The sequence below is a fragment of the Serinibacter arcticus genome (assembly GCF_004786095.1).
Taxonomy (GTDB): Bacteria; Actinomycetota; Actinomycetes; order Actinomycetales; family Beutenbergiaceae; genus Litorihabitans; species Litorihabitans arcticus.
Window position 1 is genome coordinate 371,079 of sequence record NZ_RHPJ01000002.1, and the last position, 25,842, is coordinate 396,920.

Consider the following 25,842-nt stretch of genomic DNA (forward strand, 5'->3'; position numbering starts at 1 on the left):
TACTTCTGGGCATCGGCGAGGTACTTTTCGTGGCCTCGGCGAGCGGTGAGGCTTCAGGCGCGCCGACGAAAAACACCTCGCGGACGCCCAGAAGTACCTCGCGAACGCCCGAAAAGGCCTCGCGAACGCCCCGAAGTGCCTCGCGAACGGGGGAGGCGGGTGGCTGCCTCGTCGTAGCGCTCCAGGACGAGGGCGGCGAGCGCCTCGTCCGGGGCGAGAGCGTCCGTGACGACGTCGGCGCCCGCGCGCAGCACCACGTCCAGGAAGTAGCCCGGCGCGAGGAGGTAGGAGGCGACGACGACGCGGCCGCCGTCGGGCACCTGCGCCTGTGCGACGGCGTCGCCCACGCGCGGCTGCGCGCCCGCCCCGTAGGACGCGACCACGCCGCGCCCGAGCAGCTGCGCGAGGTCGCGCGCGACGGCGGCGACGGCGTCCGCCGCCTCGGGGTCGCTCGATCCGGCCGCGGCGAGCACGACCTGGTCGCCGGGCTGCAGGTCGTGCGGTGCGAGCCGGTCGGCCAGGAGCTGCGCGAGGGCCGGGTGCGGTCCGAGCGGGGGCGCGGCCACGACGTCGTCCCGCACGCACGCACCCTGGATGTCCTGCTTGACGTGGAAGCCGGTCGACAGCAGCAGCGGCACGATGACCGCCGGGCCGTCGATGCCCGCCACGACGTCGTCGATCCGCGGGTCCTGCACGTCGACGAACGCTTCGCGCACCTCCAGCCCCGGCCGCGCGGCGCGCACCTGGTCCAGCAGGCCGCTGATCGCGGCGCGCCCGGCCACGCTGTCCGTGCCGTGCGAGCAGCCGATCAGCACGGGGCCCGCGGCGTTCAGCGCCGCGTCCGCCGCCGCGACCTCCGCGGCCCTCGCCGCCCTCCTCGTCCGCCTGCTCATGCGCCCTCCTCGTTCGTGACCACGTCAGCCGGATCGACCGCACCCTCGAGCCGGTACCCGCGCTTCACCACGGTCCGGATCACCTGCTTCCCGACGGCGTCGCGCAGCCGCGCGATCGCGACCTCCGCCGCGTGCGGATCGCGCGATCCGCCGGGCAGCGCACCGAGCACCGCGTCGCGGCTGACGACCGTGCCGACGTGGTCGGCCAGCAGGCGCAGCACCGCCAGCCCCGACGGCGTGAGCGCGAGGTCGCGCCCGTCCAGGACGGCCCCGCCGCGACGCAGGTGCAGCGCGCCGGCCGACGTCGCCACCCCCGGCTGTGCCGCGTAGTAGGTCGTGATCGCGCGCACGAACGAGCCGAGCCGGCCGCGGTCGGGGATGAGCGGTTCGAGTCCGGCGGTCCACAGCGGCGCGGCCGTGATGGGGCCGACGGCGGCCCACAGCACGTCGTCGCGGGTGAGCACCGCGTCCAGGATCCCGGCCTCGCGGGCGACGCCGAGCCACGCCGTCGCCGCGGGCGCGGACGTGAAGGTGACGGCGTCGATCTCGCCGTCGGCGACGGCGCGCACGGACTCGAGCACCAGGACCGGGTCCTTCGGCGGCCCCCAGCGGTAGACGACGATGTTGGTCACGCGCGCGCCGGCGTCGCGGAACTCCTCGTCCAGCCCGTCCGCGCCGGCGCCGTGGTGCTGGATGACGATGTCGAGACCGTCGACCCCCTCCTCCAGCAGCAGCTCGGCGACCTCGGTCGACGTCTCCGACTCCGCCACCCAGTCGGCCGTCAGGCCGGCCGCCTGGATCGCACCGCGCGCCTTCGGACCGCGCGCGATGAGCCGGGCGGTGCCGAGCGCGCGCACCAGGTCCTCCGCGAGCCCCGCGGTGTCGGCGGCCTCGATCCAGGCCCGGAAGCCGATGCCGGTCGTCGCCAGGACGACGTCGGGCGGACTCGCGATGACGGCGCGCGTGCGGTCGAGCAGCAGCTCGTCGTCGGCGTGCGGGAGCATGCTGAGCGCGGGGGCGTGCCGCGATATCCCGCCGCGCCTGGCCAGGGCTGCGGCCAGCTCGGTGGCCCGCCGCTCCGCCGTGATCAGCACGACACACCCCGTGAGGACCTGGTCGATGTGGCTGTTCACGAGCCCATTGTCGCGGCAGCGACCCCCCGGCCGCTCGCGGGCACGAGGAGTCCGGGATCGGCCACGTCACCCAGCACGATGACCGCGGGCGCCTTGACCCGGCGCTCGGCGGCCGCGGCCGTCACCGTGGCGAGCGTCGCGTGCGTGACGCGCTGGTTCGGCAGCGTCCCGTTCTCCACGACGGCGACCGGCAGGTCCGCCCGCACGCCGGCGGCCAGGGCGGTGGTCGCCAGGTCGCCGAGCACCCCGACGCCCATGAGCACCACCACGGTGCACGTGGACTCCCGCAGCCCGGTGAGCGCCGCGCCCGAGAACCCGTCCTGCCCGTTCATCACGAGCACGCTGCCGACCACGCCGCGGTGCGTCAGCGGGATGCCGGCGGCGAGCGGCGCCGCGAAGGCGCTGCTGACACCGGGGACCACCGTGACCGGCACCCCGGCCGCCCGGCACGCGAGCACCTCCTCGCCGCCGCGCCCGTAGACGAACGGGTCACCGCCCTTGAGGCGGACGACGGCGCGTCCCAGCCGCGCGTGCTCGACCAGCAGGTCGCCGATCTGGGCCTGCGTGAAGCGGTGGTGGCCTGGCACCTTGCCGACGTCGATGACCTGCACGCTGGCGGGCAGCTCGTCGAGCACGCCGACGGGACCGAGCCGGTCGGTCACGACGACGTCGGCCTGCGCCAGCGCGCGCCGCCCCTCCACGGTCATGAGGCCGAGCTCGCCCGGTCCGCCGCCGACCAGCGTGACGTGGCCGTGGCCCGGTCGGGGGTCGCGACGGCGCCGCAGGTCGACGGCGCCCTCCCGCAGGTGCGCGGCCAGCGCGTCGCGCGCGGCGACGCTCCGGCGCGGATCGGCGGCACCGGTGGAGACGACGCCGAGCACGAGGTCACCCGTCCGGGTGGTGGCGGGGGTGCGGGCCGAACCGGCGGCGGGGCGGCCGCGGCTGCCGGCGTCGATGCAGAAGATCCGGCGCTCCTCCGCCCACGCCACGACCGCGACGTCGGTGACCGAGTCGCCCGTCGCGGTGTGCACGAGCCACGCGCCGTCGAGGTCGCCGGACTCGACCTCCCGCCGGTGCAGCACGACCTCACCGGCCAGGGCGAGGTCGCGCAGCGTCTCGCAGACGTCGGGGGCGACGACGGTCACGGCCGCGCCGTCGGCGAGCAGCGCCTGCACGCGGCGCGCCGCGACCGGCCCGCCGCCCGCGACGAGGACGGCGCGGCCCGTGAGGTCCAGGCCCATCAGCGTGGTCACGAGGCGCTCTCGTCGAGCAGGACCCGGACGACGCCGTCGACCACGGCCACCGGCCAGGTCCGCAGCCCGCCCTCGCCGGGCAGCGGCTCCTTGCCCGCGGCGTCGAGGCAGGCCCCGGTCCGCAGGTCGTAGACCTGCTTGTGCAGCGGCGAGGCGAGCGTGGGGACCTCCTCGCCGTCGACCAGCCGCGTGCCGACCAGGCCGCGCGCCATCACGTTCGCCCCCGTGACGGGGTCGCGGTGCTGGACGGCGAGCACGAGGTCGCCCACCGTGCGGACGAGCGCGATCTGGGTGCGGCGCGGTTCGCCGTCGACCGTCTCGGTCAGCAGCGCCGCGGCCCCGCGCTCCGGCGTCAGGTCGGTCAGGAGGCAGACGTCCTGGTGGCCGACGGCGGTGGCGTCGACGGCGGTGGCGTCGGTCGCGGCCTCGGCCGCCGCGCTCAGCGTGCTCACGAGCGCACCTCCAGGGTGGCGGGGGCGACCAGCACGGCGCCGGCGCGGCGCTCCTCGGCGGTGGCGGGGCGGATCTGGCCGCGCACCGGCACGTACTGCAGGTCGGGGTCGCTCTCGCCCGGCGCGTTCACGAACGGTGCGAACTTGCGGAGCTTCTCGGGATCCTCGAGCGTCGCCTTCCACTCGTCGACGTAGTTCGCCACGTGGGCGTCCATCTCGGCGTCGAGGTCGGCGGCGATCCCGAGGGAGTCCTCGAGCACGACGGCGCGGACGGTCTCCAGCCCACCCTCGAGGTCCTCCATCCACGGCGCGGTGCGCTGCAGGCGGTCGGCGGTGCGCACGTAGTAGAGGAGGAAGCGGTCGATGACGCGGATGAGCGTGTCGGTGTCGAGGTCCTCCGCGAGCAGCTGCGCGTGGCGCGGGGTGAACCCGCCGTTGCCGCCCACGTAGACGTTCCAGCCGTTGTCCGTGGCGATGACGCCGACGTCCTTGCCGCGCGCCTCGGCGCACTCGCGGGCGCAGCCCGAGACACCGAGCTTGATCTTGTGCGGCGAGCGCAGGCCGCGGTAGCGCAGCTCCAGCAACACCGCCAGGGCCACCGAGTCCTGCACGCCGAACCGGCACCACGTCGAGCCGACGCACGACTTCACGGTGCGCAGCGACTTGCCGTAGGCGTGGCCCGACTCGAACCCGGCCTCGATCAGCCTGGCCCAGATCTCGGGCAGCTGCTCCATGCGGGCGCCGAACATGTCCACGCGCTGGCCGCCGGTGATCTTCGTGTAGAGGCCGTAGTCGCGGGCGACCTCGCCGATCGCGATGAGCCCGGCCGGGGTGACCTCGCCGCCCGCCATCCGCGGCACCACCGAGTACGAGCCGTCCTTCTGGATGTTGGCCATGACGTGGTCGTTGGTGTCCTGCAGCGACGCACGCTCGCCCTCCAGGACGTGCGCGGGCGCCGTCGTGGCGAGGATGGAGGCGACGACGGGGCGGCAGATGTCGCAGCCGCGGCTGCCCGTGCGCCCGAACCGCTCCACGATCTCGCTGAACGTGCGCGTGCCCGCGAGGCGGACGGCGTCGTAGAGCTGCGCTCGCGAGAGCGCGAAGTGCTCGCACAGCGCGGTGCTGACGGAGATGCCGAGGCGCTCCAGCTCGGTGCCGACGAGCTTCTTCACCAGCGGGAGGCAGGAGCCGCAGCTCGTCCCGGCCTTCGTGCACGCCTTGACGGCGCCGATGTCGGTGCAGGCGTGCTCGGTGACGGCGGCGCGGACCTCGCCGGCGGAGACGTTGTTGCACGAGCAGACGGTCGCGCTCTCGGGCAGCTCGAGGTCGGGGGCGCCACCGGTGCCCTCGGGGAGCAGGTACGCGGACGGGTCGCCCGGGAGCTCGGCACCGACCATCGGGCGGAGGGAGGCGTAGGCCGACGCATCGCCGACGAACACCCCGCCGAGGAGGGTGCGCGCGTCGTCGGACATCACGAGCTTCTTGTAGACGCCGGCGACCGGGTCCGCCCAGACGATCTCCATCGAGCGCTCGGTGCGCGCGAAGGCGTCCCCGAAGCTGGCGACGTCGACGCCGGAGAGCTTCAGCTTGGTCGCGGTGTCGGCGCCGGGGTAGGTCGCGGCGCCGCCGAGGAGCCGGTCGGCCACGATCTCGGCCATCGCGTAGCCGGGCGCCACGAGGCCGACGCACGACCCCTGGATGCACGCGACCTCGCCGATCGCCCAGACGTGCGGCACCGCCGTCGCGCACGTGTCGTCCACGACGACGCCGCCGCGCTCGCCCACCGTGAGGCCCGCGGCCCGCGCGAGCTCGTCGCGCGGCCGGATGCCGGTCGCGAGGACGACGACGTCGACGTCCAGGCGCGTGCCGTCCGTGAAGTCGAGCCGGCCGACGTGGCCGGTGCGGCGTGAGGGGACCATCGCCTTCGTGGCGGTGCCGACGCGGACGCCGACCTCCATCCCGTTGATGAGGCGCTTGAGCGCCTCGCCACCCCCGAGGTCGATCTGGGCATTCATCAGGTGGCTGCCGAACTGGATGACGGTGGCCTGCGCGCCGAGGGCCCGCAGCGCGCCCGCGGCCTCGAGGCCCAGCAGGCCGCCCCCGATGACGGCGCCGCGCACGGGGCGGTCGTAGGAGGCGCCGCGCCCGGCCTGCTCGCGCTCGGCGACCCAGCCGCGCAGCGCTGCGACGTCGTCGATCGTGCGGTAGACGAAGACACCCGGCAGGTCGGCGCCGGGGATCGGCGGGACGGCGGCCGAGGAGCCGGTGGCGAGCACGAGCTCGTCGTAGGGAGTGACGCGGCCGAGGTCGTCGGTGACCGTGCGGGCGGCGGTGTCGATCGCGGTGACGGGGGTGCCCGTGTGGAGGGTGACGAGCTCGTCGTGCCAGAGCGCGTCGTCGCCGAGCGAGAGCTCCTCGGGGTCGCGCTTGGAGAAGTAGGACGTGAGGGCGACGCGGTCATAGGGGCGACGCGGCTCGTCGGCGTAGACGCTGATGCGCCAGGAACCGGCGGTGTCGCGGGCGCGGAGCGCCTCGACGAGCCGGTGCGCCGTCATGCCGCCGCCGATCACCACGAGGTGACGGGGCTCGGTGTCCTGCGGCATGGGGTCCTCCGGGCCTGCGATCGACGGGCCGAGCGGCTGCTCGGCTCGGTCCCGACGCTAGGGATGCCGTGTCTCGCGCTCGCACCGGGTGCGTTACGGGCGGGGAACATGTGGTGCACAGCGGGCGGCGGCGGCGTGTGAGGTTGCCGCGGTTCCCTGCGCGGTGGCGGGCGGCGGGCCGGCCGCCAGCCCTCTGCCGGGTGGCCGGTGCCCCGACCCGCCCCTCCCTGTGCACCGGTGGTCGCTCGCCCTGCTCGCTGTGCGCTCCTGGCCGTTCACAGGGCCCATGACCGACGATCGGCGCACAGCCGAGGTACGCACGAGGCCGAACGTGCACAGCGAGCGGCGCGGTGCCGAGCGCCGTGCGGACCGGGAGGACTACGGTGCCGCGCATGGGGCGCGGGGGACGGACTCGATCGATGGTGCTGCTGGCGGCGGCGCTCGCTGCGGTGGCGGCGGCGTGCAGCTCGCCGCCCGCGGACGAGCTCCCGGTGCCCGAGCTGCTGGCGCAGACGCCGACCGAGTCGCCGCTCGATGCCGCGTGGACGCGGATCTACGGGGCGAACGGCGTCGATCCGCTCGACTCCGAGCGCGACTTCCTCGACCAGCAGACGATCACCGAGACGTACGTCGCCGAGTGCATGGGCGAGCAGGGCTTCGAGTACATCCCGTTCGTGCCCGCGCGAGAGGCGGAGGTTCCGACAGGGAGCCACGAGCCGCCGGACGCCGCGGAGACGCTGGAGCAGGCGCGGCTCACCGGCTACGGGATCGTCGAGGACAGCCGGGCCGCCGCCGAGCAGGTCGTCGGTGAGCGGCCCAACGACGTTCTCAGGGCGGCGCTGTCCTCGTCCGAACGTGCCGCGTACGACCTGGTGCTCGACGGCTTCGAGCGGGACGTGGACGACCAGCTGGTGTTCGACGAGAGCGGCAACACCGTGACGCTGCCGGGTGCGGGGGAGACCTGCCGGGAGCGGGCCAACGACCACCTGAACGAGGTACGGCCGCCGACCCCGAGCGCTCTGAGCTCCGACCCGGTCTACATCGAGCTGACCGAGGCGTCCGGGGAGGTCACCGATCGCATGTCTGGCGATCGCCGGATGACCGACCTCAACGGTGAGTGGTCGACCTGCATGGCCGACGCCGGCTACTCCGGCCTCGTCGAGCCGTTCGAGGCCTGGGCTCTCGCGAGCGAAGCCTGGTCGGCGTGGATGAACGAGAACGCCGCCCCCGACGGCACCCTCCCTCTCGACGATCCCGAGGTCGCGCGGCTGGAGCAGCGAGAGATCACCATCGCCGTCGACGACGCGACCTGTCAGCTCTCCACCACCTACTCCGACCGGTTCACGGCGATCCGCTACGCCTACGAGCAGCAGGTCGTCGACCTGTACGCCGACGACTTCATCTACCTCGAACAGGCCTGGGCCCGCGGTACCGACGGCTGACTCGCGACCCGTCACGGCCGCCCGAACTGCGACTGTGCGTTCCCTGTGCAACGCTGGCCGGGAGGGACGGTGACGACCGACCGTCCGCGCACACGGGGTCGTGCAGGACAGAGGCGAGGGGGATCGACGTGGACGCGTTCGTGACGTGGGCGACGGTGGCGGCCGGCGTGATGAGCGTCCTGACGATCGTGGCGCTCGTGCTGCGCAGTCGCGCGTGGCGGGGCGCCGAACGTTGGTGGACCTCCTACGGGGTTGCCGCGGTCGTGCTGTGGCTGGGGGTGCTGATCGCGCGGGTCGCGCCCGCCGTCATCGACGAGATGGGTCTGATCTTCCTCGGCGCCATGCTGCTCAACCTGGGCGTACTCGCACTCATCGTGTGGGAGCGGCGCCGATCTGAGAGTCGAGGCGTGAAGTACCGCGGGTCACCGCTCGTCTGGGGGGTCTTCGGGGTGGTCGGCGCGGTGCTCGTTCTCCGCTTCCTGGAGCTGCGCCTGCTCTGATTAGGCCGCCTCAGCGCGAGGCCGACGACGTCGCCCCGTCGCGCGCGGTCTCCGGGTCGGACTCGCGCAGCCACTCGACCACGCCGCCGACGGCGTCGGTGCACCCGCCGCACCCCGTCGTCGCCCTGGTGCACGCCGCGACGTCGGGAACCGAGCGGGCGCCGTCGCGCCACGCCGCCACGACCTGTCCCTTGGTGACGCTGTTGCAGCGGCAGAGCGTGGCGCCGTCGGGCATCCGCAGCGGCGTCTCCGCCTCGACCGCCGCCCCCGCGACCGGCCGCAGCAGCAGCTGCGCGGGGTCGGCGGGCACGAGCGTGCCGCGCGTGTAGGCCGCCACCAGGTCGGAGGCCACCCGTCCGCCGCCCACGCACGTAGCCCCGATCACGCGCCGATCGAGCACGACGACCTCGAGGTGACGGCCGCCGTCGGGATCCTCCAGCGCCACGCGCCGCGACCCCTCCGGCCGGTGCGCCCCGCCGCTCACCCCCATGCTCACGACGTCGATCCCCGCGCCCTTGACGCGCACGACGTCGGCACCCCCGGCGGGGAGCGGGGCGTCATCCGCCGCGTCGGCGACGGCGTCGAGACCGGTCCCGGACTCCAGCGCCGCCCGGCGTCGCTCCAGCACGACGGCGAGCCGCCGCGCCTGCTCCCAGCCCTGCGCCACGAGCCCGGTCGACCCCTGCGGCGGCTGCGCGCAGTCGCCGGCGGCGAACACCCGCGGGTCACCGGGGCTCGCGAGATCCGCGCCCACGACGACGCCGCGGCTCACCGGCAGCCCGGCCGCCCGGGCGAGCTCCACGTCGGGCTGCGTCCCGGCCGCGAGCACCACGAGGTCGGTGAGCACCTGGCTCCCGTCCGCGAGCGTGAGCGAGGTGACGCGACCACCGGTGTGCCCGACGGCGGTCGGCCGCGACCCCGCCCGGACCCGCACCCCGGCGCGCTCCAGCACGCCCGTCGTGGCCGTGCCGGCGCCCGATCCGAGCTGCCGATCCATCACGTGGTCACCGCCGTGCACGATCGTCGTCGCGACGCCGTGCCCGGCCAGCGCCAGCGCGATCTCGACCCCCAGCACGCCGCCGCCGACGACGCAGGCGCGCCGCGCTTCGTGCACCTGCCCGAGGATCCCGACGGCGTCGTCCAGATCGCGCAGCACGTGCACCCCGGCGTCGGGCAGGAGGGGCAGGTCGGCGAGCCCCGACACGTCCGGCACGCGCGCCGCGGCGCCCGTCGCCAGCACGAGGGCGTCGTAGGGGTGGGCGTCCCCGGCGTCGTCGAGCACCACGCGCGCCTCGCGATCGAGGGCGACGGCGCGGCGGCCCGTCAGCATCCGCCCGGCGCCCGCCCCCAGCGACGGCAGCCGAATCGCTGCGGGGGCGTAGCGCCCGGCGACGACCTCCGAGAGCAGCACGCGGTTGTACGGCTCTGCCTGCTCGGCGCCGAGCACGACGACGTCGTCCGTCACCCCCGCGGGCCGGTGGTTGGCCAGCTCGTCAAGCACCCGGTGCCCGACCATCCCGTGCCCCACGACCACGATGCGCATCAGCCGACCGCCCCGACGCCGGCGGCGGTCGCGCCGACACCCAGCTCGTCGAGCAGCGACTCGTCGTCGAGCACGTCCACCGACCCCTCCCACCGCGCGACCTCGACCGCGCACACCTTGAACTCGGGCATGCCGGAGATCGGGTCGGTCGCATCGGTCGTGAGGCGGTTGGCGCTGCCGGCGCCGCTCCAGTGGAAGGGCAGGAAGACGGTGTCGGGTCGCACGTCGGTGGTGAGGTGGGCGCGGGCGACGGCGGTGCCGCGCGGCGTCGTCAGGCGCACCAGGTCCCCGGGTTCGACGTCGAGCAGGTCGGCCAGCAGCGGGTGGATCTCCAGGAGCGGTTCGGGTGCGCTCGCGACGAGCTCCGCGACGCGGCGGGTCTGCGCGCCGGACTGGTAGTGCGCGAGCACCCGGCCCGTCACGAGGTAGGTCGGGGCGCCGGGGTGCACGTCCTCGGTGGGGCCGACGTGCTGGACCGGCACGAGCCGGGCGCGGCCGTCGGGCCAGGGGAAGGCGTCGAGGAACAGTCGCGGCGTGCCCGGGTGCGACGCCGCGCCGTCGGACGCCGCCGGCACGGGCCAGAAGAGGTCGTCCTCGACGTCGAGGCGCGCGTGGGACAGTCCCGAGTAGTCGGCTCGGCCGCCCGCGGAGGCCCTCGCGAGCTCGTCGAACACGACGGCCGGTTCGGTGGGGAACGCGACCGTCGATCCGAGACGCCGAGCGAGGTCGGCGACCACCTCGAGCTCGCTCCGCACGCCGGGCGGCGGGGCGATCGCCCGACGGCGGCGCAGCACCCGGCCCTCGAGCGACGTCATCGTCCCCTCCTCCTCCGCCCACTGCGTGACGGGCAGGACGACGTCGGCCAGCAGCGCCGTCTCCGAGGGCAGGAAGTCGCAGACCACGAGCAGGTCGAGCGCGGCGAGCCGGTCGCGCACACCGCGCGCGGCCGGGGCGCTGACCACGACGTTGCTCCCGTGCACGAGGAGCGCGCGGGGTCCGCCGTCGGTCCCGAGCCGCCGCAGCAGCTCGACGGCGGGGACGCCGGAACGGGGGATCGTCATCGGATCCACACCCCACACCCGCGCGACGTGGGCGCGGGCGGCGTCGTCCTCGATCGAGCGGTAGCCGGGGAGCTGGTCGGACTTCTGCCCGTGCTCGCGCCCGCCCTGGCCGTTGCCCTGGCCGGTGATCGCCCCGTAGCCGGAGCCCACGCGCCCCGGCAGACCGAGCAGCAGGGAGAGGTTGATCGCCGCCGTCACCGTCGCGGTGCCCTGCGAGCTCTGCTCCACGCCGCGGCCGGTCAGCACGTACGCGCCGGACCCGCCGCGCGACGGCGAGGCGGCGGCAAGCAGGTGCGCGAGTCGTCGCAGCGTGGGGACGTCGACGCCGGTGACCAGCTCGGTGCGCTCGGGCCACCACGTGGCGGCGCTGCGGCGGAGCTCCTCGAGCCCGGTGGTGCGCGCGGCGAGGTAGTCGGTATCGGCCAGGCCGTCGGCGAGCACGACGTGCGCGAGACCGAGCAGCAGCGCGAGGTCCGTGCCGGGCACGGGCTGGACGTGCAGGCCCGCGCCGTCGGCGGTGAGCGACGCCGTCGCGCTGCGGCGGGGGTCGACGACGACGAGCCCGCCCCGCGCGCGCACGCCCGCCAGGTGCTGCACCGCGGGGGGCATCGTCTCGGCGAGGTTGGAGCCCAGCAGCAGCACGGCCTGCGCGCCGCCGAGGTCGGCCAGCGGGAAGGGCAGGCCGCGGTCGACGCCGAGCGTGCGGTTGGCGCCGGCCGCGGCGCTGGCCATGCAGAACCGACCGTTGTAGTCGATGAAGCGGGTGCGCAGCACGGTGCGGGCGAACTTCCCGAGCGCGTAGGCCTTCTCGTTCGTCAGGCCGCCGCCGCCGAAGACCGCGATCGTGTCGGGGCCGCTCTCGGCCTGCAGCGCGGCGATCCGGGACGCGACGAGGTCGAGGGCGTCGTCCCAGGTGGCGGCGTGCAGCTCGCCGTCGGTGCCGCGCACGAGCGGGGTGCGCAACCGGTCGGTCGCGGTCAGGACCGACCCGCTGGTCCAGCCCTTCTGGCACATGCCGCCCCGGTTGGTGGGGAACACGCGGGCCGTGACCGCCACGCCGTCGGGCGCATGGGCCGTCAGCGTCTGGGCGCACTGCAGCGCGCAGTACGGGCAGTGGCTCGCCGTCACCCTCACACCACCGTGGCGCCGAAGGCGCTGCCGCGGCGCGCGTACGTCCACCAGGTCACGAGCGCCATGATCGCGTACAGGCCGATGAACGCCACCAGTGCGGCCTGGATGGAGCCGGTCATCGACGTCGACGCGGCGAACGCACGCGGGACGGCGAACCCGCCGATCGCGCCGACGGCGCCCGCGATCCCGATGCAGCCGGCGGCGGCGCGGGCACGCTGGGTCCGCTCGACGTCGTCACTCGCGCCGTGCCGGAAGACGACCGGGATCATGCGGTAGACGGAACCGTTGCCGATGCCCGTGGCGGTGAACAGCACGAGGAACGAGCCGAAGAACAGCCCGAAGTTCTGCTGCCGCAGCGCGAGGACGGCGCCAGCGGCGCCCGCTCCGATGAGGGTGAAGGCCACGATCGTGACGCGTGCCCCGCCGAGACGGTCGGCGACGATCCCGCCCAGCGGGCGCGCCACCGAGCCGACGAGCGCGCCGAGGAACGCGAGCGAGAGCGAGACCTCGGGGAACGTGCTGGCCAGCAGCGTGGGAAACGCGCCGGAGAAGCCGATGAACGAACCGAACGTGCCGATGTAGAGGAAGGAGATGACCCAGGTGTGGCGGTGGCCGGCGGCCTTCGCGTACGCGCGCGGGTCGGAGGAGGCGTCGGCGAGGTTGTCCATGAAGCGCCACGCGAGGATCGCGGCCAGCAGGATGAACGGCACGAACATCAGGCCGGCGCGCTCGAGCTGGACGCCCGCGGCCCCGACGATCACGAGCGGCACCGCGAGCTGCACGACGGCGGTGCCGAGGTTGCCGCCCGCCGCGTTGAGGCCGAGCGCCTTGCCCTTCTCGGCCTGCGGGTAGAAGAAGGAGATGTTCGCCATCGAGGAGGCGAAGTTGCCTCCGCCGAAGCCCGCGAGCGCCGCGATCGCGACCATCACGCCGAACGGCGTCTCGGGCCGTTGGAGCACGACCGCCATCGCGCCCGTGGGGATGAGCAGGAGCAGCGCCGAGACGATCGTCCAGTTGCGACCCCCGAACAGTGCGACCGCGAACGTGTACGGGATGCGCAGCGCCGCTCCCACGAGGCTCGGGATGGCGATGAGCCAGAAGCTCTGGTCGACCGTGAGGGCGAACCCGGCGGCGGAGAGCTGCGGGACGACGATGCTCCAGCTCGCCCAGACGGCGAAGCCCAGGAACTCGGCGAACACGCTCAGCACCAGGTTGCGCTGCGCGACGCGCCGTCCGCCGCCCTCCCACTGCGCGTGGTCCTCGGGATCCCAGCCCTCGATCCAGCGGCCGCGGCGCGTGGTCAGCGCCTGCGAGGTGCGGGTGGGTGCGGGGGCGGGGGTCGCGACGGGGGTGAGGCTCGGGTCGAGCGGGGCCGGAGCGGTCATGCGAGTCTCCTCGTGCCGGGCCTGCGTCAGGGATGCGCAGCGCGGTTGACCCGACCGTAGGAAGGCCGTGTTTCCCGGGACGTGTCCGCTCGTCACGCCCGTGCTGCCTTTTGCGCACAGTCGCGTTTCGGACCCTGTGAGAACCGCGAGGTGCTTCTGGGCGTCTCCGGGGTACTTCTGGGCGTTCGCGAGGTCTTTTCGGGCGTCGGCGAGGTACTTTCCGGTCGGCCGGAGCCGGCTAGACGTCGACTGTCACGTTCGCCCCGGACAGCTAGTCGGCTTCGGGGCCAGGCGTGCCAACGAGCGCGGCCGCGCCGGACGCGCGACCGAGAAGTACCTCGGGAACGCCCAGAAGTACCTCGGAGACGCCCGAAAGGACCTCGCGAACGCCCGAAAGGACCTCGCGACCGTGGTCGAGCGTCGGTCGCAGCACCCTCACTAGGCTGACCCCATGGCCCGCAGCACGCAGCGCCGCCCCGTCACGCGCATCCGGCCGGGCCACGACGTCGTCGTCCGCGCGGACACGCTCGCGGCCGAGGAGCCGCTCGAGATCCGCGTCGGTGGCCGCGAGCTGGCCGTCACGATGCGCACCCCGGGCGGGGACTTCGACCTCGCGGCGGGCTTCCTGCTCTCGGAGGGCGTCGTGGCGCAGGCCGACGACGTCGCCGCCATCACCTACCGCGGCGGCGAGCTCGCCGACGGGTCGAACACCTTCAACGTCGTGGACGTGACGCTCGCGCCCGGCGTCCCGCAGCCCGACCCCGAAGCGAGCCGCGCGTTCTACACGACGTCGTCGTGCGGCATCTGCGGCAAGGCCAGCATCAGCGCCGTCCGGACGGTCTCACGGCACGCCGTGGCGGGCGACGACGTCGTGGTCGACACCGCGTTCGTCTCGGAGCTCCCGGACCGCCTGCGCGAGCAGCAGGCGGTGTTCGCGACCACGGGCGGGCTGCACGCGGCCGCGCTGGTGGATGCGGCATCGGGCGACGTGCTCGTCGTGCGCGAGGACGTGGGTCGGCACAACGCCGTCGACAAGGTCATCGGGTGGGCGCTGCGCGAGGGGCGCGTGCCGCTGACGGGGTGCGTGCTGCAGGTGTCGGGGCGCGTCGGGTTCGAGCTGGTCCAGAAGGCGTCGATGGCGGGGATCCCCGTGCTGTCGGCGGTGTCGGCGCCCTCGTCGCTCGCCGCGGACCTCGCCGAGGAGATCGGGCTGACCCTGATCGGCTTCGTGCGCGGCGGGTCGATGGTCGTCTACACGCGGGCGGACCGGGTGCGGCACGAGCACGGCGCCGACGGCGCGTCGGGCTGAATCACGGCTCAGTGGCGCAGATGCGGCTGAAATGTGGTCAGATAGGCGCATGAGCGCTCGCGATCTGAAGGTGGCCGAGGCCGCCGCCCTGCTCGGCGTCAGCACCGACACCGTCCGCCGCCGCGCGTCCGCGGCGAGGATCGAGGCGTCGGCGACGGCGGGGCACACGACCTACCCGGCCGCCGCCGTCGCGCGGCTCGCGGCGGAGCAGGCCACCGCGGCCGCCTCCGGGCAGGACACCCTCGGCGAGCTCGGACCCGCCTCGGCCCGCAACCGCCTGCGCGGCATCGTTACCCGGGTGCTGCGCGACGGCGTGATGGCGCAGGTCGAGGTTCAGGCCGGGCCCTACCGCCTGGTCTCGCTGATCTCCCGCGAGGCCGCGGACGAGCTCGAGCTCGAGGAGGGCTCGATCGTCGCCGCGACGGTCAAGGCCACCAACGTCGGAATCGAAGGAGTCTCCCGATGAGGCTGGGGCGCTCGGCCGGGGTCGTGCTGACGGCGATGCTGCTCGCGTCGTGCTCGGGTGGGACACCCGACGACGGACCCTCGGACCTCATGGGTTCCGGGACGGTGGCGCCCGCCCCCGACGAGATCACCGGCGACCTGACCGTGTTCGCCGCCGCCTCGTTGCAGGGCGTGTTCGAGGAGCTGGCGACCACGTTCGAGGAGCAGCACCCCGGTGTCACCGTCGCGCTGAACTTCGCGGCCAGCTCCGCGCTGGCCGAGCAGGTCAACGCCGGCGCACCCGTCGACGTGCTGGCGACGGCGAGCGCCAGCACCATGGAGCAGGCCGCGGCCGAGGTGAGCGACCCGGTCACGTTCGCCAGCAACACGCTCGTGATCGTGACCCCGAGCGACAACCCGGGTGTCGTCACCGGCCTGGCCGACTTCGCCGACCCCGATCTCACGCTCGCCGTCTGCGCCGTCGAGGTGCCGTGCGGCGCCGCGGCCGAGAAGGTCTTCACGGCCGCGGGGATCACCCCCGCGGTCGACACCTTCGCGGAGAACGTCACGGCCACCCTCAACCTGGCCGTCTCCGGGGAGGTCGACGCGTCGCTGGTGTACGCCACCGACGCGCTCGGCGCCGGGGACACCGTCTCCACGATCACCTTCCCCGAGTCCGCCGAGGCCGTGAACGACAACCTCATCGCCGCCGCCGCGCAGGCACCCAACGCCGCCGCGGCGCAGGCGTGGCTCGACCTCGTGCTGTCCGACGAGGGCGCCGCCGTCCTGACGGCCGCCGGCTTCGACCTGCCATGAGCCTGCCGTGAGCGACGGGCAGGCGGGCAGGCGGCCGGGGCAGAGCGCCCACGCCGCCCGCCCGCCGCTCGTCCTGCTCGTTCCGGGGCTCGCCGCGCTGGTCTTCCTCGCGCTGCCGCTGGTCGCGCTCCTCGTGCGTGCGCCCTGGTCGGAGCTCGTCGAGATCGTGGCGACGGGCCCGGTCGCCCAGGCGCTCTGGCTCTCGCTGCGCACGGCGACGACCGCGACCCTGGTCAGCCTCGTCCTCGGCGTCCCGCTCGCGTGGCTGCTCGCGCGCGGGCGGCTGCCGGGAGGCGGAGTGATCCGGGCGCTCGTGACGCTGCCGATGGTGCTGCCGCCGGTCGTCGGCGGCGTCGCGCTGCTGAGCCTGCTCGGCCGCCGCGGACTGCTGGGTGAGCATCTGGACGCCTGGTTCGGCCTCACGATCCCGTTCACCACGACGGCGGTCGTCCTGGCGCAGACCTTCGTCTCGCTCCCGTTCCTCGTGCTGTCCGTCGACGGCGCGCTGCGCGGTCTGGACCGCCGGTACGAGGACGTCTCGGCGACCCTGGGTGCCTCGCGCTGGACCACGTTCCGCCGCGTGACGCTGCCGATGATCGCGCCGGCCGTCGGCGCGGGTGCCGTGCTCTGCTTTGCCCGCGCGCTGGGCGAGTTCGGCGCCACGATCACGTTCGCCGGCAACTTCCCCGGCACCACGCGCACGATGCCGATCGCGATCTACCTGGCGATGGAGCAGAGCCCGCAGGCCGCGATCGCGCTGTCGATCGTGCTGGTCGCGATCTCCGCCCTGGTGCTGATCCTGCTGCGGTCGCGGTGGCTGACCGCGCTCGGGAGCACGACGTGAGCGGCGCGACGGCGACCGGCGCGCTCGAGGTGCGCGACGCCGTCGTGCGCCGCGGGGACTTCGAGGTCACCGTCGACCTCTCGGTCGCCCCCGGGGAGGTGCTCGCCCTGACCGGCCCGAACGGGACCGGGAAGTCGAGCGTGCTCGCGGCCCTCGCGGGGTTGCTGCCGCTGCACGGCGGTGCGATCGCGCTCGGCGGGGAGGTGCTCGACGGCGACGCCGCCTGGGTGCCGCCCGAGCGGCGCGGCGTCGGCCTGGTCCCGCAGCAGCACCTGCTGTTCGGCCACCTGAGCGCGGTGGAGAACGTCGCGTTCGGGCTGCGCGCGCGGGGGATGCGCCGTCGCGACGCGCGCTCCGAGGGTCACGCGTGGCTCGAGCGGCTCGGTCTCGCCGATCGCGCCCACCTGCGCGCGGACCGTCTCTCCGGGGGGCAGTCGCAGCGGGTCGCGCTCGCGCGGGCGCTCGCGGCCTCGCCGCGCCTGGTGCTGCTCGACGAACCGTTCGCCGCGCTCGACGTCAGGGTGCGCGACGACGTCCGCGCGCTCGTCGCCGACGCGCTGCGGGAGCTGGCGATCCCCGCCGTCCTGGTGACGCACGACGCCGGAGAGGTCGAGACGCTCGCGACGCGGGAGCTCAGCCTCCGGTAGCGGCGTCGTCGCCCGTCAGTCGCCGTTCATCACCTCGCGCACGCGCGCCGTGTCGTCGCCGTCCCACCCGTCCGGGGCCGCGACGGCGACCCAGCCGTCCAGCGTGAGCGCGTCGTAGTTGTGGCCGTTGCCGTCCGGGACCGACTTGGAGTTGGCGAGGTCGAACGTCAGCTGCCAGAACGTCACGAGCGGCCACCAGTCCATCCGCGGTCCGCGACCGGTCCCGTCGTCCTCCGCGGCCCAGTCCGGCCGCTGCAGCAGCAGCCCTGGCGACCACCACACGATGGGGTCAGAGGCGTGCTGCAGGTAGAGCACGCGCGGGTCCTCCCACGCCGTGGGCGGCGTCGCGATCTGCGACGTGTCGCTCGCGAACCGCACCAGCAGCCCGCTCGCGTAGACGGGGCGCATCTCCGGCGTACCGGGGTCGCGGCGGTCCACCAGCGACTTCCACACCTCGCTCGCGTTCGGCGGCCCGACCCACAGCACACCGTCGGTGTTCGCGCGGATGTCCGCCAGCGACGTGTACGCCTGCTCCGAGCCGAACGCGCCGAGGCTCTCGCCGTAGACGAGCACCTCGGGCCGACCCTCCTGCGGCAGCGCCGCGACCGCCTCCTCGAGCGCTCCGGCCAGCGCCTGCGCCTCGTCCTCGGCCCGCGACCGGTCCACCAGGAAGGACAGCCAGCTCGGCAGGTAGGAGTACTGCGTGGCGACGGCGGCCGTGTCGCCGCCGTGCATCAGCTCGAGCGCCTCGATCGCGTCGCCGTTCACCCAGCCGCTGCCCGTCGTCGTCGCGATCACGATCACCTCGCGCTCGAACGCGCCGGTGCGCTCCAGCTCGTCGACGGCGAGCGCGGCACGGGCGGCGGCGTCGGGCGCGCTGTCGAGCCCGGCGTAGACGCGGATCGGGGTCAGAGCCGCGCCGTCGCCCTGGGACGCCTGCTCGAGCTGCGACGGCGTCGGTCCCGTCGCGACGAACCGGCGCCCCTCGCGCCCGATCGTGTCCCACTCCACCAGCGACTCGGGCGAGCCGGAGCGCTCCGGGATCTCGGGCCGCACCACGCCGGCGTGGTCCTCGGTGTTCGCGAGCGCGAAGGCCGCATCGACGGCGGACGCCGCCCGTGCGAGCAGCACGTCGTTGACGAGGGTCACGACGGCGAGCGTCACCACGACCGCCGCCACGACCGGTGCCACCACCCGCGGCACCTTCAGGCGCCGGTTGAGGAAGGTCGCGATGCGGCGCGCGGTGCGCAGCAGCACCCGGCCGATCAGGATGAAGAGCCCGGCCACGAGGACGAGCACCGGTCCCGCGAGCAGCCAGGCCGGCCAGCCCGGCGCCGGCATCCCCATCGAGGCCGTGACGTCGGCCTGCCAGCCGTGGCTCACCACCAGCACGACCACCGTCATCACGACGACGACGGCCTCCACGGCGCCCCAGACCTGACCGCCGCGGCGCGGGCCGACGCGCGCGGTCACGCGCCCGACGAGCCGGCGCCACGCCGGGACGCGGTTCAGGCACCACGCGAGGACGACGGCGAGGAGGTAGCCCACCGCTGCTGTGACGCCGGAGACGAGGCCCTGGAACAACCACGTCCGGGGGATGAGCGACGGGGTCATGGCCAGCATCGCGAAGATCAGGCCGAGCAGCAGGCCGCCCTCGTGGGGGCGGGTCCAGAATCGCGGGCGGGTCGATCGTTCCTCGTGCCTGCCACCCACCGGATGCTCCTGTCGCCTCGTCCTGCGCCCATGGTCCCGCACGCCGGTCGGACGTGAGGCAACGTCTCACGGCTTATGTCGACCACTGTGAAAAGTCGTGGTACGGACAGCGGAAGCCCTGGACCGCGCCTCGAAAAGATGATTGGGTGTCGACGTTAGTACGCGGCGACGACGGCGGTGACGGCGTCGTCCCGCGCGACCGACGACTCGCCCCGCGCACCACACACCAGGAGCAACGATGCCCTCAGCACGTCCCCCAGCCCTGCGACGGAACGGCCTGCGCCGCACCGTCGGGCTGTTCGCCCTCAGCGCCCTCGTGGGCTCTGCCGCCCTCGCGGGCGGTGCCGTCTCGGCGACGGCGGCCCCGGTCGACCCGGGTGCCCTTCCCCCGCAGGAGCCCGGCGTCACGCTGCGCACCTTCCAGGTGCCGAACGGCATCAGCGCGCTGTGCACCCTGCGCGGCGGCACCACGCCGAACGTCGACAAGCTCATGCCGGTGGTGGACTTCACCACCGACGAGGACTTCGGTCTCGTGGACAACTTCCTCACGCACGTCCGGGCCAACCTGACCGTGGCCGAGGCCGGCAGCTACGGATTCCGCATCACGAGCGACGACGGTTCGCGCGTGACGCTCGACGGCCAGCAGATCCTCGACAACGACGGCTTCCAGGACTCGACCTCCGTCGAGACTGCCGTGACGCTGGAGCCGGGTGCGCACGAGCTCTTCGTCGAGCACTTCGAGGGTGGCTACGGGCAGCGCCTGCTGCTGCAGTGGAAGCCCCCGGGCGCGGCCGACTGGGCCACGATCCCCAGCACCAACCTCAGCACCGACGCCGGTGTGGTCCGCGTGACCGCGCCCGGCACCAAGTACTGCGAGGGCGCAGAGGACACGGCGGGTGACGGCCTGCAGCTCGACTCCGTCAACCCCAACTACACGCTGACCGACCTGCGTCCGGCGGACTTCGAGCCCAAGGTGTCCGGCCTCGCGTTCAACGCCGAGAACCAGCTCCTGGTCACGACCACCGGATCCGTCAGCGCCGGCGGCTGGGTCCCCGACGCCGAGCCGGGCGAGGTCTTCCTCCTGGACGGCGTCATCGACGCGACGGGTCCCGAGGACGTCACGCCCACCAAGGTCGCGACCGACCTGCTCAACCCCATGGGCATCGACGTCATCGACGACCTCATCTACGTCTCGGAGCGTGACCGGCTCACCGAGCTGAGCGACCCCGACGGCGACGGCTTCTACGACGTGCACCGCACGGTGGCGGAGTGGCCCGACGGTGGCAACTTCCACGAGTTCGCGTTCGGCCTGATCCACGACGAGGAGAGCTTCTACGTCAACCTCTCCGTCGCGATCGACAACGGTGGCGCGACCACGAACCCGCAGCCGGCCGAGAACCGCGGCACCACGCTGCGCATCGACCGCGAGACGGGTGAGGTCGAGTACATCGCCGGCGGCCTGCGGACCCCGAACGGCATCGCCTACGGTCCGGACGGCGAGATCTTCGCGATGGACAACCAGGGCGGCTGGCTCCCCAGCTCCAAGCTCGTGCACGTGGAGGAGGGCCGGTTCTTCAACCACTACATGAACCCGGCCGGGCCCTACGACGACGAGCCCGTGACCCCGCCGGCCCTGTGGATCCCGCAGAACGAGATCGGCAACTCCCCGAGCACGCCGATCCTGCTCGACGAGGGCCCGTTCGCCGGCCAGATGGTCTTCGGCGACGTCACCTACGGCGGCCTCCAGCGCGCGTACCTCGAGGAGGTCGACGGCGAGTACCAGGGCGCCGTCTTCCGCCACACGGCGGGCCTCGAGGTCGGCGTCAACCGCGTCATCACCGGTCCCGACGGCGCGCTGTACGTCGGCGGCACGGGCGAGGGCGGCAACTGGGGCGAGTCCGGCAAGCTGGTCTACGGGCTGCAGAAGCTGAGCCCGGTCAACGAGGACACGTTCGACATGGCGTCCGTCGCCGTCGTCGAGGGTGGTTTCGAGATCACCTACACCGAGCCGATCTCGCAGGAGACCGCGGACTCGATCGCGACCGCCTACCGCGCCGAGCAGTGGCGCTACGTGCCCACGGCCGCCTACGGCGGTCCGAAGGTCAACGAGCAGATCCTCAACGTCACCTCGGCGACCGTGTCCGAGGACCGCACCACGGTGACGATCCAGCTCGACGGCCTCGAGCCCGGCAACGTCGTGCACCTGCGCTCCCCGCGCCCGTTCGAGTCCGAGACGGGCCAGGAGCTGTGGAGCACCGAGGCCTGGTACACGCTCAACTCCCTCCCCGGCTACGAGGCCCCGGCCGACCGCGGCTGGTACGAGGCCGAGTTCGGCCAGATCACCGGCACCGCCGGCATCGACACCGAGCACAACGGCTACTCGGGCGACGGCTTCGTGGACGGCTTCAACACCGTCGGCGCCGGCGTCACCTTCCCCGTGACCGTCGAGGAGGCGGGCACCTACCCGATCAACCTCCGCTACGCCAACGGCCCCAACCCCTACCAGGGTGACAAGGACGTCTCGCTCTACGTCAACGGCGAGAAGGTCGGACCGTGGGCGCTGTCCGACACCGGCGCCTGGAACCGCTGGGGCGTCGAGTCCACCGAGGTCGCGCTCCGCGCCGGCGTCAACGCCGTCAAGATCCAGTACGACGAGGGCGACGACGGCAACGTCAACATCGACCTCCTCACGGTCGGTGACGGCAGCGACATCTGCGCCCCGGCCGAGATCGAGGCCGGCTACACCAGCCTCTTCGACGGCACCCTCGCCACGTTCGAGGAGTGGAACATGGCCGGCCCCGGCTCGTTCGGCCGTCAGGCCGACTGCAGCCTGCGCACCAGCGGCGGCCTCGGCCTCCTCTGGCACGACGACGAGCTCGCCGAGTACAGCCTGAAGCTGGACTGGAAGCTCACCAAGGACGACAACGGCGGCGTGTTCGTCGGGTTCCCGGACCCGGGCACCGACCCGTGGGTCGCCGTCAACCAGGGCTACGAGATCCAGATCGACGCCTCGGACGAGGACGACCGCACCACCGGTGCGATCTACACGTTCCAGGGCGCCGACCTCGCCGCGGTCGAGGCCAACCTCAACCCGGTGGGTCAGTGGAACGCCTACGAGATCGTCGTCGAGGGTCAGACCATCAAGGTCTTCCTCAACGGCGCGCTGGTGAACGACTTCACGAGCACCGACCCGGCCCGCGACCTGTCCTCGGGCTTCATCGGCATCCAGAACCACGGCGGCGGCGAGGCGGTCAACTACCGCAACGTGCGCGTCATGGACCTGGCCGAGTGCACCGCCGTCACCCCGGCGGCCGTGACGTTCGCCGACGTGAGCGGCACCGAGGACGACACGTTCACCGTCCCGGCGGTCGAGGGTGTGGAGTACCTCGTCGACGGCGACGTCGTGGCGGCCGGAACCTACCCGGGCGCCGGCACGGTCACCGTGACGGCGCGCGCCACCGAGGGCTTCGTGCTCGTCGGCGGCGTCGACCCGCAGTGGTCCTTCACGTTCGACGACACCGTGAGCAACGTCGTCGTCCCGGCCGAGCAGGTCTCGATCGGCATGTACTCCCTCAAGCCGTGGGTGGAGGAGGTGGGCGTCGAGTCCGTCGTCGACCGCCTCTCCTCGATCGGCCTGCAGAACATCGAGCCGTACGGCGAGACGTTCGGCGACTACACCGCGCTCGAGTTCCGCAACCTCGCCGACGGCCTCGGCCTGGCGATCCCGTCCTCGCACTACAACGTCGCCGAGGACACCTTCGAGGACACGCTGGACTTCGTCTCCACGCTGGGACAGTCCTACGTGGGTTCGGGCGGCTTCCCCGCGCCGGGTCTGGGCGGCTTCGACCGCAAGCCGACCTACGACGAGGTCATCGAGACCGCCGCCGCGATGGACCGTCTCGGCAAGCGCTCCGTCGAGGCGGGGGTGGGCAAGATCTTCGGCCACAACCACTCGTGGGAGTTCACCACCTCGTTCGTCGAGGACGGTGTGACGAAGACGGCCTGGGAGATCCTGGTCGAGAAGACCGACCCCGCCTACGTCACGTTCCAGCTGGACGTGGCCTGGGCCGCGCACGCCGGGGTGGACGTGGTCGACCTGCTCGACCGCTACGACGACCGCGTGGAGCTGCTCCACGTCAAGGACGCCACGGGTCTCACCACCCAGCAGTGGCCGACGTTCGTCAACCTCGGTGAGGGTGACGTGCCGCTGCAGGCGATCCTGGCCAAGGGCCAGGAGATCGGCGTGGACTACTTCGTCATGGAGTACGACCTCGCGCCCGACGGCGAGGACTTCGTCGCCGAGGGCTTCGAGTACCTCACCGGCGTCCCCGCCGGCGAGCCGAACGACCCTGAGCCCACCGAGCCGGTCGTCGTGCCGGTGGACCAGGTCTCGATCGGCATGTTCTCGCTGTTCCCGTGGACGAACCAGGCCGGCGTCGGTCCGGTCCTGGAGCGCATGTCCTCGATCGGCTTCGAGAACGTCGAGCCGTTCGGTGCGAACTTCGCCGGCTACACCGCCCCGGAGTTCCGGGCGCTGACGGACCGCCTCGGTCTGAACGTGCCGACGTCGCACTACAACGTCAAGGAGGACACGTTCGACGAGACCCTGCAGTTCGTCGAGACCCTCGGCCAGCGCTACGTCGGTTCGGGCGGGTTCGCCGACCCCGGCATCTCCTCCTACGAGAACGTGCTGGCGACGGCGGCCACGATGAACCGTCTGGGCGAGCGTTCGGTCGCGGCGGGGGTGGGCAAGTTCTTCGGCCACAACCACGACCGCGAGTTCACGACCACCTACGAGCACGAGGGTGAGGTCCGCTCGGCCTGGGAGATCCTGGTCATGGAGACCAACCCCGAGTGGGTGACGTTCCAGGTGGACGTCGCGTGGGCCACGCACGCCGGCGTCGACGTCCCCGCGCTCCTCGAGGAGCACGGCAGCCGGATCGACCTGCTCCACATCAAGGACGCGGTCAACCTCGGCGGCACGCCCGCCAAGGCCAGCCCGACGTTCGTCAACCTCGGCCAGGGCAGGGTCCCGCTGCAGGCGATCCTCACCGAGGCGCAGGAGCAGGGCGTCGACATCTTCACGATGGAGTACGACCTCGCGGCCGACGGCGAGAGCTTCGCGTCCGAGGGCTTCGAGTACCTCACGGGTCTCGAGGCCGGCGACCCCACGCCCGTGCCCTTCGTGGACGTGCCGGTGCTGACGCAGTTCTTCGAGGAGATCTCGTGGATGTTCGACAACGGCATCTCGACCGGCTGGGAGACCGAGGCGGGCCGCGAGTACCGCCCCGTGACCCCGATCGCTCGTGACGCCATGGCGGCGTTCCTCTACCGCCAGGCGAACAGCCCGGCGTACACGGCCCCGGCGGACTCGCCGTTCTCGGACGTGTCCACGAGCAACCAGTTCTACACGGAGATCTCCTGGCTGCACGAGGAGGGCATCTCCACCGGGTGGGACAACGGCGACGGGACGGTCTCCTACCGTCCGTACGAGCCGATCGGCCGTGACGCGATGGCCGCGTTCCTGTACCGGATGGCGGACTCGCCGTCCTTCACGGGACCGGTGGTCTCGCCGTTCACGGACGTGACGCCGTCGACGCAGTTCTACAAGGAGATCACCTGGCTCGTGAACGAGGGCATCTCCACCGGTTGGGTCGGGAACGACGGGACGGCCGAGTACCGCCCCGTCAGCCCGATCAACCGTGACGCGATGGCCGCGTTCCTCTTCCGCTACGACGACGCCGGGTTCTCCGACGTCGGCGGACAGGGCTGAGCGACCGCCTCCAGCAGTACGCACCACGGGCGCCGCCCCCGGAGGGTCCTTCGACCCACCGGGGGCGGCGTCCCGCGTTCCGACCGCCCTCGACGAGGAGGGGAGAGACCATGAGGTCGATGACGACGACGCCCCCGTCGAGCGCGCCGCGCTCGGTCGCTCCGCGCGTGGTCCGCGGCACCTCCGCCGGCACGGCCGCGACCCTCTTCGCGCTCGCGTTCCACCTGCTGGCCGACGGCGCCGCACCCTCCCCGCTCGCGATCCTCGCGCCGCTCGGGGCGTCGGTCCTCGTCGGCGTGCTCCTGGCCGGGCACCGGCTCTCGCTCGGGCGCCTGGCGCTGACCGTCACGGCCGCCCAGGTGCTGTTCCACGTGCTGTTCGTGCTCGGGGCACCCAGCGCGCCCCGCACTCCCCACGCGCCCCACGCCGGCGGTCCCCACGCCGCACCCGCCGCGCCACTCACCCACCCGATGCCCGCCGGGCACACCGGCCACGTCGACCCCGTCGCGTCCGTCGCCCCCGTCGTCGGGATGGCCGACGCGACGCACACCGCGCACGCCGGGCACGCCCACGGCGACGTCGCGATGATCGCCGCCCACCTCGCGGCCGCCCTCCTGACGCTCGTGCTGCTGCATCGCGGCGAGCGGGCGCTGGAGCGGGTGCGCGCCTGGGCCGATGCCCGGCTGTCCCGGTGGGCCGACCTCCTGACCGGGGCGGTCGCCGTCGCCCCGGAGGGTCGGACCGCCGGCCGCGCGCGCGACCTCGCGCCCCTGCCGTTCGGCTTCCGCCCCGGGGTCTGCCCGGCCGCCGCACCGCGGCGCGGGCCACCGCCGGGTACACCCCGCACCCCGATGACCGCTGTCCCCGCGCGCTCGCGCGCACCCCCTGACGAGAGCTGAC

18 protein-coding genes are annotated in these 25,842 nt (G+C 73.5%); 9 read left to right on the forward strand and 9 right to left on the reverse strand.

Features of this window, described 5'->3' with window-relative positions; genetic code table 11:
- Window positions 1-53 precede the first annotated feature (53 nt).
- From SERN_RS06440 to nirB, 5 genes are read right to left on the reverse strand one after another with little or no spacing between them, the layout of a single operon-like run.
- Window positions 54-893: a sirohydrochlorin chelatase gene (locus SERN_RS06440; protein ID WP_135849300.1), complete on the reverse strand. Its 840-nt coding sequence runs from the start codon at window positions 891-893 to the stop codon at window positions 54-56.
- Window positions 890-2,026, reverse strand: coding sequence for a uroporphyrinogen-III synthase (locus SERN_RS06445; RefSeq protein WP_135849301.1), 1,137 nt, complete (start codon window positions 2,024-2,026; stop codon window positions 890-892). Before SERN_RS06445 ends, SERN_RS06440 begins: the two co-directional genes overlap by 4 nt.
- Window positions 2,023-3,279, reverse strand: a complete 1,257-nt coding sequence (gene cobA, locus SERN_RS06450) for a uroporphyrinogen-III C-methyltransferase (protein ID WP_135849302.1) — start codon at window positions 3,277-3,279, stop codon at window positions 2,023-2,025. Before cobA ends, SERN_RS06445 begins: the two co-directional genes overlap by 4 nt.
- Window positions 3,276-3,731, reverse strand: a complete 456-nt coding sequence (locus SERN_RS06455) for a nitrite reductase (NAD(P)H) small subunit (RefSeq protein ID WP_408640861.1) — start codon at window positions 3,729-3,731, stop codon at window positions 3,276-3,278. Before SERN_RS06455 ends, cobA begins: the two co-directional genes overlap by 4 nt.
- Entirely contained in the window at window positions 3,728-6,334 is a 2,607-nt protein-coding gene (gene nirB / locus SERN_RS06460; protein ID WP_135849303.1) for a nitrite reductase large subunit NirB, read from the reverse strand. The genes SERN_RS06455 and nirB overlap by 4 nt, the downstream gene beginning before the upstream one ends.
- Before the next feature lie 392 nt (window positions 6,335-6,726).
- Between nirB and SERN_RS06465 the strand changes: the two genes are divergently transcribed.
- Both SERN_RS06465 and SERN_RS06470 read left to right on the forward strand, forming a co-directional pair.
- Entirely contained in the window at window positions 6,727-7,776 is a 1,050-nt protein-coding gene (locus SERN_RS06465; protein ID WP_135849304.1) for a hypothetical protein, read from the forward strand.
- Window positions 7,777-7,904: 128 nt separating this feature from the next.
- Window positions 7,905-8,276: a hypothetical protein gene (locus SERN_RS06470; RefSeq protein WP_135849305.1), complete on the forward strand. Its 372-nt coding sequence runs from the start codon at window positions 7,905-7,907 to the stop codon at window positions 8,274-8,276.
- A 10-nt stretch (window positions 8,277-8,286) separates the two neighbouring features.
- On the opposite strand, the gene SERN_RS06475 is transcribed toward SERN_RS06470, so the two are convergent.
- The 3 genes from SERN_RS06475 to SERN_RS06485 are packed head-to-tail and all read right to left on the reverse strand — an operon-like array spanning window position 8,287 to window position 13,396.
- On the reverse strand, window positions 8,287-9,819 hold the full coding sequence (locus tag SERN_RS06475) for an FAD-dependent oxidoreductase (RefSeq protein ID WP_135849306.1): 1,533 nt from the start codon (window positions 9,817-9,819) through the stop codon (window positions 8,287-8,289).
- Window positions 9,819-12,014 (reverse strand): molybdopterin oxidoreductase family protein, encoded by a 2,196-nt coding sequence (locus SERN_RS06480; RefSeq protein WP_199241533.1) that lies wholly within the window; start codon window positions 12,012-12,014, stop codon window positions 9,819-9,821. The genes SERN_RS06475 and SERN_RS06480 overlap by 1 nt, the downstream gene beginning before the upstream one ends.
- Window positions 12,011-13,396 (reverse strand): MFS transporter, encoded by a 1,386-nt coding sequence (locus SERN_RS06485; RefSeq protein WP_135849308.1) that lies wholly within the window; start codon window positions 13,394-13,396, stop codon window positions 12,011-12,013. The genes SERN_RS06480 and SERN_RS06485 overlap by 4 nt, the downstream gene beginning before the upstream one ends.
- Window positions 13,397-13,847: 451 nt before the next feature.
- Between SERN_RS06485 and fdhD the strand changes: the two genes are divergently transcribed.
- Genes fdhD through SERN_RS06510 form a run of 5 tightly spaced genes read left to right on the forward strand, consistent with a single transcriptional unit; the run spans window position 13,848 to window position 17,456 of the window.
- Entirely contained in the window at window positions 13,848-14,705 is an 858-nt protein-coding gene (gene fdhD, locus SERN_RS06490) for a formate dehydrogenase accessory sulfurtransferase FdhD (RefSeq protein ID WP_135849309.1), read from the forward strand.
- Window positions 14,706-14,754: 49 nt separating this feature from the next.
- Window positions 14,755-15,171, forward strand: coding sequence for a TOBE domain-containing protein (locus SERN_RS06495; RefSeq protein WP_135849310.1), 417 nt, complete (start codon window positions 14,755-14,757; stop codon window positions 15,169-15,171).
- Entirely contained in the window at window positions 15,168-15,965 is a 798-nt protein-coding gene (modA, locus tag SERN_RS06500; protein ID WP_135849311.1) for a molybdate ABC transporter substrate-binding protein, read from the forward strand. The genes SERN_RS06495 and modA overlap by 4 nt, the downstream gene beginning before the upstream one ends.
- Before the next feature lie 7 nt (window positions 15,966-15,972).
- Window positions 15,973-16,809 carry an ABC transporter permease gene (locus SERN_RS06505; protein WP_135849312.1) on the forward strand — a complete coding sequence of 279 codons (837 nt, stop codon included), beginning with the start codon at window positions 15,973-15,975 and terminating at the stop codon, window positions 16,807-16,809.
- The gene (locus SERN_RS06510; RefSeq protein WP_135849313.1) at window positions 16,806-17,456 is read left to right on the forward strand and encodes an ATP-binding cassette domain-containing protein; all 651 of its coding nucleotides are present in this window, start codon (window positions 16,806-16,808) and stop codon (window positions 17,454-17,456) included. The genes SERN_RS06505 and SERN_RS06510 overlap by 4 nt, the downstream gene beginning before the upstream one ends.
- A 15-nt stretch (window positions 17,457-17,471) precedes the next feature.
- On the opposite strand, the gene SERN_RS06515 is transcribed toward SERN_RS06510, so the two are convergent.
- The gene (locus SERN_RS06515; protein ID WP_135849314.1) at window positions 17,472-19,169 is read right to left on the reverse strand and encodes an alpha/beta hydrolase; all 1,698 of its coding nucleotides are present in this window, start codon (window positions 19,167-19,169) and stop codon (window positions 17,472-17,474) included.
- A gap of 238 nt (window positions 19,170-19,407) precedes the next feature.
- Between SERN_RS06515 and SERN_RS15745 the strand changes: the two genes are divergently transcribed.
- Together SERN_RS15745 and SERN_RS06525 are read left to right on the forward strand one after the other, a co-directional pair.
- The gene (locus tag SERN_RS15745; RefSeq protein WP_135849315.1) at window positions 19,408-24,942 is read left to right on the forward strand and encodes a family 16 glycoside hydrolase; all 5,535 of its coding nucleotides are present in this window, start codon (window positions 19,408-19,410) and stop codon (window positions 24,940-24,942) included.
- 119 nt (window positions 24,943-25,061) lie between these two features.
- A complete protein-coding gene (locus SERN_RS06525; RefSeq protein WP_135849316.1) occupies window positions 25,062-25,841 on the forward strand; it encodes a hypothetical protein in 780 nt (259 codons plus the stop codon).
- Window position 25,842 lies beyond the last annotated feature (1 nt).